At 65.6% G+C, this 10,581-nt stretch carries 9 protein-coding genes; 5 read left to right on the forward strand and 4 right to left on the reverse strand.

Going from position 1 to position 10,581, the window contains the following annotated elements:
- The first annotated feature begins 11 nt into the window (after window positions 1-11).
- The 4 genes from A8G00_RS06380 (at window position 12) to A8G00_RS06395 (ending at window position 5,894) form a co-directional block, all read left to right on the forward strand.
- Window positions 12-1,406 carry a TolC family protein gene (locus A8G00_RS06380; protein ID WP_103000313.1) on the forward strand — a complete coding sequence of 465 codons (1,395 nt, stop codon included), beginning with the start codon at window positions 12-14 and terminating at the stop codon, window positions 1,404-1,406.
- Window positions 1,407-1,459: 53 nt separating this feature from the next.
- Complete coding sequence (locus tag A8G00_RS06385) at window positions 1,460-3,619, forward strand: type I secretion system permease/ATPase (RefSeq protein ID WP_103000314.1); 2,160 nt, start codon at window positions 1,460-1,462, stop codon at window positions 3,617-3,619.
- A gap of 116 nt (window positions 3,620-3,735) precedes the next feature.
- On the forward strand, window positions 3,736-4,623 hold the full coding sequence (locus A8G00_RS06390) for a cell wall hydrolase (protein WP_103000329.1): 888 nt from the start codon (window positions 3,736-3,738) through the stop codon (window positions 4,621-4,623).
- Complete coding sequence (locus tag A8G00_RS06395) at window positions 4,620-5,894, forward strand: HlyD family type I secretion periplasmic adaptor subunit (protein WP_103000315.1); 1,275 nt, start codon at window positions 4,620-4,622, stop codon at window positions 5,892-5,894. Before A8G00_RS06390 ends, A8G00_RS06395 begins: the two co-directional genes overlap by 4 nt.
- Before the next feature lie 45 nt (window positions 5,895-5,939).
- Here A8G00_RS06395 and A8G00_RS06400 read toward each other — a convergent pair whose 3' ends face one another.
- The 3 genes from A8G00_RS06400 to A8G00_RS06410 form a co-directional block, all read right to left on the reverse strand.
- Window positions 5,940-7,001 carry a transglutaminase-like cysteine peptidase gene (locus A8G00_RS06400; RefSeq protein WP_103000316.1) on the reverse strand — a complete coding sequence of 354 codons (1,062 nt, stop codon included), beginning with the start codon at window positions 6,999-7,001 and terminating at the stop codon, window positions 5,940-5,942.
- A gap of 150 nt (window positions 7,002-7,151) precedes the next feature.
- Entirely contained in the window at window positions 7,152-9,128 is a 1,977-nt protein-coding gene (parE, locus tag A8G00_RS06405) for a DNA topoisomerase IV subunit B (RefSeq protein WP_103000317.1), read from the reverse strand.
- A 47-nt stretch (window positions 9,129-9,175) separates the two neighbouring features.
- On the reverse strand, window positions 9,176-9,613 hold the full coding sequence (locus A8G00_RS06410; protein ID WP_103000318.1) for a MarR family winged helix-turn-helix transcriptional regulator: 438 nt from the start codon (window positions 9,611-9,613) through the stop codon (window positions 9,176-9,178).
- Between the two features lie 136 nt (window positions 9,614-9,749).
- On the opposite strand from A8G00_RS06410, the gene A8G00_RS06415 reads away from it, so the two are divergent.
- Window positions 9,750-10,175 (forward strand): organic hydroperoxide resistance protein, encoded by a 426-nt coding sequence (locus A8G00_RS06415; RefSeq protein ID WP_025546570.1) that lies wholly within the window; start codon window positions 9,750-9,752, stop codon window positions 10,173-10,175.
- 71 nt (window positions 10,176-10,246) lie between these two features.
- Here A8G00_RS06415 and A8G00_RS06420 read toward each other — a convergent pair.
- Window positions 10,247-10,581 (reverse strand): GcrA family cell cycle regulator (locus A8G00_RS06420; protein ID WP_216365600.1); only part of this gene is annotated, 335 nt, incomplete at its 5' end.

The following is a 10,581-nucleotide window of genomic DNA, read 5'->3' on the forward strand; positions in this document are numbered from 1 at the left end:
GGGAGGAAGGCATGACTATCATGCGCAAGACATGCGGCAGCCTGATCGCCCTTTGTGCGGCGGCCATGGTTTCGACGGGCTGGGCCCAGACCACCGATCTCAAGAGCGCGATCGCCGCAGCGATCGACAGCCATCCGGAAATCAACCAGGCGATCCAGAACAAGGAAGCCATCGAATTCGAGCGCGAACAGGCGCAGGGGCTTTATCTGCCCCGCGTCAGCGTTGAGGGATCGGCGGGCGTCCGCCGTCTGGAAAACGCCACCCGGCGCGCCCTCAACCTCGATAACCAGACGCTCTGGCCGCTGGAAGCCAGCGTGCGGGCCGAGGAAACCGTCTGGGACTCCGGCTATCGCAGCGCGGAAAAGCGCCGGCAGGCCGCCCGCACCGACGGCGCGGCGCTGCGCGTTGGGGAGCGTTCGCAGTTCGTGGCGCTGAACGTCACCCGCCAATATCTCGACTATATGCTCCAGCAGCGGGTCGTGGCGGCGGCTGAGGACAATATCTCCTTCCACCGCAAGCTGCTGGGCGACCTGGGGGAAGGCGTGAGCAAGGGGTCGATCAGCATCGCCGATCAGCAGCAGGCGGAGGAAAGGCTGCAAGCCGCCCTCGTCCGCAAGAGCGAGGCGGAGCAGGACATGACCAATGCGGCTATTTCCTTCCGCACGCTGACCGGCCTGTCCATCGATCAGGTGGTGATGCCCGATCCGGTGACGAGCGCCGTGCCGCCGACGCTGGACGAAGCGATCGCCGCCGCGCGCACCCACAATCCGCTGGTCCGCGAGGCGGAAGCCGACATCCAGGCGGCGCATGCCGTGGTGGATGAGGCCAAGTCGGAACTGGGGCCGACGGTCTCCGTCGAAGGAACCGGCCGCGTCGGTCAGGATGTCGACGGCTTCAAGGGCAATACCAATGACATTCAGGGCCGCGTCGTCCTGCGCTGGCAGATCTTCAACGGCGGCATCAACCGTGCCAAGGTCCAGGAGATGACCCGCCGGGCGAGCGAGGCGCGCTTCCGCCTGAGCCAGCGGCTGCGCGAGGCGGAGGAGGATGTCCGCACCGCCTGGAACCGTTGGGACACGGAAAAGAAGCGCGTGACTGACCTGTCGCGTCAGGGCACGGTCTCCGACGGGCTGCTCGTCTCCTATCGCGAGCAGTTCAATGTCGGCCGGCGTTCGCTGCTGGACGTTCTGGACAGCCAGAACACCCGCTTCAACACGCAGGTGCGGACGGAAACGGCCCGCTTCTCGGAGATTTTCGCGCAATATCAGATTCTGGCGGCCACCAACACGCTGCTGGATACGCTGGGCCTCGCCGCGCCTTCGGACGCCAAGGCCGATGCGCGGAAGACCTATAATGTCCCCGATCTGCCGCCCGCTGAGTTGCAGCGGCGGCGCTATCCGGGCTGAGTTTCATTATTGGGGGTCATCCCGGCGCAAGCCGGGATGGCGCGGGGTAAACAATGTTGGAACGAAGCACACTCAGTCTGGCCGAATGGCTGGACCATCAAGGCACGCCTAGCGACGAGCTGGTGGAGAGCATCGCCCATGCGGCGCGGCATTTCGACCGGTCGCCGGGTATCGTAAGCCTCCGCGCGGGGTTGGCCGTCGATGAATCCGGGCGCTTGCCCTTTCATCAGGCGGAATCCGCGCTCGACCAGATCGGCCTTTTGAGCGATCACGTCCGGGGACGGCTGGACAAATGGCGGCCGGGCAATCTGCCCGCCATATTGCCGCTTCGTGGCGGACGCTTCCTGCTGCTGCTGGACATCAAGGCCGGCGACGCACTGGTCCAGCTTCCGCATGCGGATGAAGCCGTCTGGGCCCCGCTCAGCGATCTCGAAGGCTATTTCACCGGTGAGGCGCTGGTGGTCATGGCCGATCATGGCCGTGAACGGGCCGAGGAACGCCCCTGGGACGAACGCGCCCGCCAGCACTGGTTCTGGCGCGAAGTCTGGCGCGCCCGCAGCGGCTTCGGCTATGTGATGCTGGCAGCAGGAATCATCAACCTGCTCGCCTTCGCGCTGCCGCTGTTCACGATGAACGTCTATGACCGGATCATCCCGAACAAGGCGGCTTCCAGCCTCTGGGTGCTGGGCGTCGGCGTCATGCTGGCCTTCAGCCTCGATTTCGCGCTGCGCATTGCCCGCGCGAGACTGGTGGACGAGGCGGGGCGGGAGATCGATGAGCGCCTTTCGCAACGGCTGTTCGAAAAGGTGCTGAACACGCCGCTGGCAAGCCGTTCGGGCAGCACCGGGGCGCTGGCGCGGCGGGTGACGGAATTCGAATCCGTGCGCGAATTCTTCACCTCGACCACCGTGGTTCTGGTGGTGGACATCGCCTTCCTCTTCTTCTTCGTCGGCATCATCGCCCTTCTGGGGGGCTGGCTGGCCATCGTACCGGTCGTCATGATGGGGATCATGGCGAGCGCAGGCTGGGTCCTGCAACGATCGATGGCCCGCCTGTCACGCGATGCCCAGGCGGACTCCAGCCTGCAAAGCGCGGCGTTGGTCGAAGCGATTGGCGGCATCGAGACGCTGAAGGCCTGCCGCGCCGAAGGACGGATGCTGGAGCGCTGGCGCCGCTACGCCCGGATGAGTGCGGCCACGCAGGAAAAGCTGCGGCGGCTTTCCTCCAAGAGCGTCACGCTGGCCGCCCTCTGCCAGCAGGTGACGAGCATCGCGCTGGTCATCGGCGGCTTCTACATGTTCGCGGCGGGCAACATCTCGATGGGCGCGATCATCGCCATCGTCATGCTGGCCGGGCGCTCGCTCGCTCCGGTGGGGCAGCTTGCCTTCGTGATCGTGCGCGGGCGTCAGGCCATGACGACACTGGACAGCCTGCAAACGCTGATCGATCAGCCCGACGAACGGCTGGACGGGGCCCGCGGCATCATTCCGAAGATCCGCAAGGGCGCCATCGTCGCGCAGGGTCTGGAGTTCGCCTATCCCGGCGCCAGCCAACCGAGCCTGCGCGGCATCGACCTGCGCATCGAACCGGGCGAGCGCATCGGCCTGATCGGCCGCGTGGCGTCGGGCAAGTCGACGCTGGGCCGGGTGATCTGCGGCCTTTATCCGCCCACCGGCGGCCTGCTGACCATCGATGAGGTGGACAGCCGCCAATATCATCCGCATGAGCTGCGCTCCGCCTTCCGCTATGTCGGGCAGGATGCCGAACTGTTCAGCGGTTCGGTGCGGGAAAATCTGCTGCTGGGGGCGCGGGAAGCCAGCGACGAAAAGCTGCTGGAGGCGCTGGAACGTTCGGGCGCGGCGCGTTTCTTCGGACGCGATGCGGCGGGGTTCGACCTGCATATCGGGGAGCGTGGAAGCCGCCTTTCCGGCGGACAGCGCAGCTTTCTGGTCATGGCGCGCGCCTTAGTGGAACCGGCCAAGCTCCTTTTCCTCGACGAGCCGACCGGCGCAATGGACAACCAGACCGAGAATCTGTTCATCGACCATCTGGAAAGGGCGCTGGAGCCGGACCAGACGCTGATCGTGTCGACCCACCGCCATGCGCTGCTGCGGATCGTAGACCGGCTGATCGTCATCGATCAGGGCGTGGTGCTGGCCGACGGCCCGCGTGACGAGATCATCGGCCAGCTCCAGCGGGGGGCAGGGCAATGAGCGCGGTACAGCCTGCCCATTCAACACGGAGCGCTTTTATCCTTGGTGCGGGACTTGCTACGACGGCAGCCTTCGCCGTGGCGCTGCTGTGGCACCACGACCAGCCCCAGCCCACGATGCAAGCCAAGATCGTGGAAGCCGCTCCCGCCATCCCCCGCCAATATCTGGCATTGGTTCAGATGACCGGGCAAACCGACCCGACTGCGGAAGGCGACAAGGCCCGCGAGGAAAACCAGCGCCTCGGCTTCTCCGGCACGATCAGCGCCGCCAAGCCCTTCCGTGCCCTCGCCACGGCGGGCGAGGACCATGACCGCGCCCTCCAATGCCTGACCCAGGCCGTCTATTATGAAGCCGCCCGGGAGCCCGAAAGCGGCCAGCGCGCCGTCGCGCAGGTGGTGCTGAACCGCGTCCGTCACCCCGCCTTCGCCAAGACGGTGTGCGGCGTCGTCTATCAGCGTTTCGACGCCTCCGTCTGCCAGTTCAGCTTCGTCTGCGACGGTTCGCTGGCGCGCCGTCCGCTGCCCGACCTCTGGAACCGGGCGAAGCGGATCGCCGCCGATGCGCTGACCGGCCGGGTCGAGAAGGAAGTGGGCACCGCGACCCATTATCACGCCGATTATGTCTTCCCCCGCTGGGCGCCGCATCTGGCCAAGCTGGCGCAGATCGGCGCGCATATCTTCTACCGCTGGCCGGGCGGCTGGGGCCTGCCCGCCGCGTTCACCGGCCGTTATGCGGGCGGGGAGCATATCCCCGCCTTCGACCCGTCGCGCTTCGCCATAGCGGCCGAACCGGCCATCGATTATCCGCCCGTCGCGGCCCTTCCGGAACGGCGGGCGGCCAATGATGTCGGCGGCCGGATGGACCCGACCAAGGGCTGGAAACTCTCCATCCCCGATCCTTCGACAGGCGGCGGCGCGCTGAGCGAGATGCTCGCCCGCCAACAGAAAGCCGCGCCGGTCACTCTGGCGGCGGACGACCATCATATCCAAGGGGTGCAACCATGATTTCGCGCTGGATAGGCTGGCTGCGGGGGCAACCGGGCAACAAGCAGGTCATTCTCTACAGCGGCGGCGGCATGCTGGTCTTCCTGATGTGGGCCAGCCTGGCGCCGGTGGATGAAGTGACGCACGGGCAGGGCAGGGTGATCCCGTCCAGCAAGGCGCAGGTCATCCAGTCCGCCGAACCGACCACGATCGAGGAAATACTAGTTCGCTCCGGTCAGAAGGTCAGCAAGGGCCAGCTTCTGGTGCGGCTGGACGATGCGATGCTGGCGTCCGAACTTGGGCAGTTGCAGGCGGAGACCCGCTCCTTGACCGCGCGCGCCGGGCGTCTGGAGCGGGAAGGCACGGGCGAAGGCGCGGCCTGCACGACCGGCGGGCCGGAATGCCAGCAGGAGCAGGCGCTCGCCGCCGTCCGCCAGTCGGCGCTTCGCAGCAAGCAGGACGCGCTTGCGGCCCAGGTAGACCAGCGCCGCCGCGAACTGGGCGAGGCGCAGGCGACCATCGACAGCCTGGGCGGCAGCGTCCAGCTTGCGCGCCAGCGGGTGGCGATGCTGGAACCACTCGCGGCGAAATCGATCATTCCCCAGACCGAATTGCTCGACGCCCGCCGCGAACTGGTGGACTCGCAGGGGCGGCTGAACGCCGCGCAGCAGCAGGCTTCGCGTGCGTCCGCCGCGATCCGCGAGGCGCAGGCGCAGCTTTCGGAAGCCAATTACCAGTTCCGTCAGGACGCGCTCAACGAGCGTAGCCAGTTGGAGGCGAAGATCGCCGTCAACAGCGAGTCCCTTCGGGGCGCAAAGGGACGGGCGCAGCGGGCGGAGATCCGCTCGCCCGTCGATGGCGTGGTCAATGACGTGCAGGTGACGACCATCGGCGGTTTCGTCAGTCCCGGTCAGAAGATCATGCAGATCGTCCCGGTGGGCGAAAAGCTGCTGGTCGAGGCGCGGGTGAAGCCGAACGACATCGCCTTCATCAAGACCGGCGACCGGGCCGTGGTGAAGGTGACGGCCTATGACTTCTCGATCTATGGCGGGCTGACGGGCACGGTGCAGCAGGTCTCCGCCGACAGCGTCTATGACGAAGCGACACGAGAAGCCTATTTCACCGTGGTCGTGGAGACGGACCGCGCCTGGCTCGGTTCAGGCGCACACAAGCTGCCGATTACGCCGGGCATGGTTTGCGATGTGGAAATCCTGACCGGCCGCAAGTCGGTGCTGGCCTATCTATTAAAGCCGATCATGAAGGCGCGGTCGGAAGCGCTGCGGGAGCGGTAAGCTTGTCCTCAACAATGCGAAGGACGATGCACCAAGGGGGCGCGCTCACCGCGCCGCAAACTGCACCGGCTGCGGCGGCGTCACCCGATAGCCATGAGTCCAGCGCCCAAAGGCATTGAAGCTCATGATCGGCCGATAGTCGCTGACGCTGGATGAAGGCAGCACCCGGTCGGTCATATTGTCGAGGATCATCAACTCGTCCCTGATCCGCACCGCCAGCACGGCATGGTCCGCCTGCCGCACCAGGTCGCGGGCGATGACCAGGAACATGGCGCGGCGGTCGAAACCCGCCGCCTCCAGCAGCTTCATCTTGGCGATGGCATAATCCTCGCAATCGCCAGCGCCGCTCTGTAGCGTCCGCGCCGCCGAAGCCCAGTTGTCGCCGCCCTGCCGGTCATCGACGAAATGCAGCCGGCGATTGACCCAGCCATTGATCATCTCGACCTGCTGCTGCGCCGTCGATCCGCGAGCCGCGTTCAGGACACCGCTCCAGACCCCCTTGCCGGGCAGCGCCGCCGAAACGGAAGCCCATTTGCTGTCGAGCAGCGTCCGGGAAATCGGCATGGCGACCGATCCGAAAACATCGGGTTGCCCATTGCGCGGCATGATCTGGCCCGAAAGCGCCGGAACCGGGCGGGCCGGCATGACGAACGCGCTGGCCCGTGGAATTGCGGCAGCCGTCGGCTCTGGCGAAAATCCCTGCATGAAGCCGGGCACCAGCACCGGCTGGCGATAGCTCAGCACGGAAAGCTGGACCCCCTGCAACCGCCAACCGGGCAATTTGCCGCTGAAGTCGTTGATGCGCCGATCGTTGATGATCATCGCTTCCGGGACAGGCGGTTGACCCACCCAGGGCGCTGGACTGGCCGTGCCGCCTTGCTGCGCACTGATTGCTGCCAGACGGCTCATGCCGCCCGCAAGAAGATTGGCGGCGACGCGTTCGGCGGGCGTATAGGCCGGCCGGCTCTGCGTGAAGATGTCCGGAATAGCCCCCAGCGGCGCCTGCGCCAGAGCATGGCCGCTCGCCGCCAGCAGCAGGGTGGCGCTGGCGCGAAGCGCGAAGCGACGCAGAGCCGATGAGGGAATGGGCGGGGCGAAGCCTGACATGCTTGCCCGTATCCCGCCGAAAATTGAACATCCGGTGCCCCGCGCTGGTTAACGCGGCGGTAGGCAAAAAATTGCCGGCAGATTTTTGCCCGGCAGTTTTCAGGCAATCGCGAAAATCCGCTTTGCCGCAATCAAGAAGAAAATCGCTTCTCAGGCGTCGATTGTCTCCTCATCGACCGTTGCCGCATTCTCCTGGATGAAGGCAAAGCGATGAGCCGGATTGGTGCCCATCAGCCGGTCCACCAGTTCACGGACCTGCTGCCGGTCCTCTATGTCGTCGGGCAGGGTGACGCGGATCAGGCTGCGGGTCTTGGGGTCCATCGTCGTTTCGCGAAGCTGCGCCGGGTTCATCTCGCCCAGGCCCTTGAAGCGGCTGACGTCGACCTTCTTTCCCTTGAACTCCTTGGCCAGGATTTGCTCCCGATGGGCGTCGTCCTTGGCATAGAGGCTCTTGCCCCCTGCTGTCAGGCGGTAGAGCGGCGGCTGCGCCAGATAGAGATGACCCCGCCGCACCAGTTCCGGCATCTCCTGGAAGAAGAAGGTCATCAGCAGCGTCGCGATATGCGCGCCGTCGACGTCGGCGTCGGTCATGATGACGATGCGTTCGTAGCGCAGATTGTCGGGATTGCAGTCCTTGCGCGTGCCGCAGCCCAGCGCCAGGATCATGTCGGCAATCTCCTGATTGGCAAGGATCTTGGCGGTATTGGCGGAGGCGACGTTCAATATCTTGCCGCGCAGGGGCAGGATCGCCTGCGTCTTGCGGTCACGCGCCTGCTTGGCGGAGCCGCCGGCCGAATCGCCCTCGACCAGGAAGATTTCCGCTCCCTCCGGATCATCGTTCGAACAGTCGGTCAGCTTGCCCGGCAGCCGCAACTTGCGCGCGCTGGTGGCGGTCTTGCGCTTGACCTCCTTCTCCTGCTTGCGTTTCAGGCGCTCGTCCATCCGGTCGAGCACATAGGCGAGCAGCGCCTTGCCGCGCTCCATATGGTCGGAAAGATAATGGTCGAAATGGTCGCGCACCGCATTTTCGACCAGCCGCGCCGCCTCCGGGCTGGTGAGCCTGTCCTTGGTCTGGCTCTGGAACTGCGGATCGCGGATGAAGACCGACAGCATGATCTCCGAAGAAGTCACGATGTCGTCGGCGGTGATGTCCTTCGCCTTCTTCTGCCCCACCAGTTCGCCGAAGGCGCGGATGCCCTTCACCAATGCGGCGCGCAGGCCGGTCTCATGCGTGCCGCCATCGGGCGTCGGAATGGTGTTGCAATACCAGGAGTAGCTACCGTCCGACCAGAGCGGCCATGCCACCGCCCATTCCACACGCCCGGCCGCATCGGGAAAATCCTGTGAGCCGGAGAAAAAGGCGCTGGTCGCGCATTCGCGGTCGCCCACCTGTTCCTTCAGATGATCGGCCAGTCCGCCGGGGAACTGGAACACCGCCTCGGCCGGCGTATCGTCGGTGATGAGTTCCGGCGCGCATTTCCAGCGGATTTCCACGCCCGCGAAAAGATAGGCCTTGGACCGTGCAAGGCGATAAAGACGGGATGGCTTGAACTTCTGCTCCCCGAAAATCTCCGTGTCGGGAATGAAGCTGACCGATGTGCCGCGCCGATTGGGCGCCGCGCCGACCTTCTCCAGCCCACTGGTGGGCAGGCCCTGGGCAAAGCTCTGGCGGAACAGTTCCTTGTTGCGCGCTACTTCGATAACCGTGACGACCGACAGCGCATTGACCACGCTGATGCCAACGCCGTGCAGACCGCCGGAGGTCGCATAAGCCTTGTCGGTGAACTTGCCGCCCGAATGGAGCGTGGTCAGGATCACCTCCAGCGCCGACTTGCCGGGAAATTTGGGATGCGGGTCGACCGGGATGCCCCGGCCGTTGTCGGTGATGGTCAGCCTGTTCCCTGGCTCCAGCAGCACCTCGATCCGCGTCGCATGGCCCGCGACCGCCTCGTCCATGCTGTTGTCCAGCACTTCGCTGGCAAGATGGTGCAGCGCGCGCTCGTCCGTGCCGCCGATATACATGCCGGGGCGGCGGCGCACCGGCTCCAGCCCCTCCAGCACTTCGATGGCGGAGGCGTCATATTGCGGGGTGGCGGAGGGATTGGCGGCGAACAGGTCTTCGGACATGGGCACAAGCTATAAGCCGGCGGATGGCAGGCGCAAGCGCGCGTTGTTCAGGGCAGCGGATCGCGCAACGCGGCCCACAACTGCTTCACCCGCTCATTGAGGTCGGCCAGTTGCATCCCGTCCATGCCGGACCGTTCGAGCAGGGTTTCGCCCAGGCAGCCGCATTCCTCCCGCATCGCCGCGCCGCGCTTTGTCAGGCGCACGTCGACGCGCCGTTCGTCGGCCGTGCTGCGGGCGCGGGTGAGGAAGCCTGCCGCCTCCAGCCGCTTGACCAGCGGCGTCACCGTGCTGGATTCGAGCGACAGACGCTCCGCGATCTGGCCGATGGTGCGGCCGTCCTGTTCCCATAGGGCATGCAGCACCAAATATTGCGGGTAGGTGATGCCCAGTCGGTCGAGCATGGGCTTGTAGGCGCGGCCGATCGCCATGCTGGCGGCATAGAGCGAGAAGCAGACTTGATCGTCGAGCGGCAGGGCGGCGGGCATGGGCGGTCTCCTTTGCAGGTTCCATAGCACGAAAATATATATCGTGATAAATAAAATGCTGGACAAGGGGCCGCGCCATATCTATCTAAAGATTATCGCGATAATGATTATCGTGAAATATGAAGGGAAAAAGGCCATGTCCGTCGATGTCAAATATCGTACCCGCGCCACCGCCACCGGAGGCCGCGATGGGGAAGCCCGTTCGGAAGACGGCCGCTTCGCCGTAAAGTTGTCGACCCCGAAGGAACTGGGCGGTCCCGGCGGCGATGGCAGCAATCCCGAGCAGCTTTTCGCCGCGGGCTATTCGGCCTGCTTCATCGGCGCTCTCAAGGTTGCAGGTGGTCAGTTGAAGATCCGCGTGCCGCAGGATGTAGCCGTCACCGCGACCGTCGGCATAGGTCCGCGCGCGGCGGGCGGGTTCGGCATCACCGCCGATCTGGAGATCAGCCTGCCTGGCGTGGAGCGGGCCGACGCGGAAAGGCTGGTCGCCGCGGCGCACCAGATTTGCCCCTATTCCAACGCCACGCGCAACAATGTCGATGTCGGGCTGACCATCGCCTGACGCGCCACAGCCAATGAAAAGGGCCGCTTCCAAATGGAGCGGCCCTTTTCCATCCCGGTCTGCTCTGGCGATCAGCGAACTCGCGGACCACCGAAGGGCAGGGGCGGCGGCGGACGGCGAGTGCCGCGCGGCAACTGCGCCTGATAGGCGCGGCCGCAATGTTCGACGCAATAGGGGAAGCCGGGGTTCACCGCTTCGCCGCAGAAATGGAAGTCCGGCTCGCCCGGATGGCCCATCGGCCATTTGCAGATGCGCTCCGTCAGGTCGAGCAGCGTGGTCTTGCCGGCGATTTCCGGGCTGGGCTTTGCGGGGACCAGGCGACGCGGCGGGGCAGGGGGAATCGGTGCCTGCTGGTCGCCCGGACCCTGACGCAGGAAGCCGCCGGGGCCCACGGAGATGATGCGCG

This window comes from Sphingobium sp. SA916 (assembly GCF_002894065.1).
Lineage (GTDB): Bacteria > Pseudomonadota > Alphaproteobacteria > Sphingomonadales > Sphingomonadaceae > Sphingobium > Sphingobium fuliginis.

Bases quoted from the DNA above. Each gene is read 5' to 3' on its own strand.
- A8G00_RS06415 (WP_025546570.1), top strand. From the start codon at position 9,750: ATGTCCGTCGATGTCAAATATCGTACCCGCGCCACCGCCACCGGAGGC.
- parE (WP_103000317.1), bottom strand. From the start codon at position 9,128: ATGTCCGAAGACCTGTTCGCCGCCAATCCCTCCGCCACCCCGCAATAT.
- A8G00_RS06390 (WP_103000329.1), top strand. From the start codon at position 3,736: ATGCAAGCCAAGATCGTGGAAGCCGCTCCCGCCATCCCCCGCCAATAT.
- A8G00_RS06410 (WP_103000318.1), bottom strand. From the start codon at position 9,613: ATGCCCGCCGCCCTGCCGCTCGACGATCAAGTCTGCTTCTCGCTCTAT.
- A8G00_RS06400 (WP_103000316.1), bottom strand. From the start codon at position 7,001: ATGTCAGGCTTCGCCCCGCCCATTCCCTCATCGGCTCTGCGTCGCTTC.
- A8G00_RS06385 (WP_103000314.1), top strand. From the start codon at position 1,460: ATGTTGGAACGAAGCACACTCAGTCTGGCCGAATGGCTGGACCATCAA.
- A8G00_RS06380 (WP_103000313.1), top strand. From the start codon at position 12: ATGACTATCATGCGCAAGACATGCGGCAGCCTGATCGCCCTTTGTGCG.
- A8G00_RS06395 (WP_103000315.1), top strand. From the start codon at position 4,620: ATGATTTCGCGCTGGATAGGCTGGCTGCGGGGGCAACCGGGCAACAAG.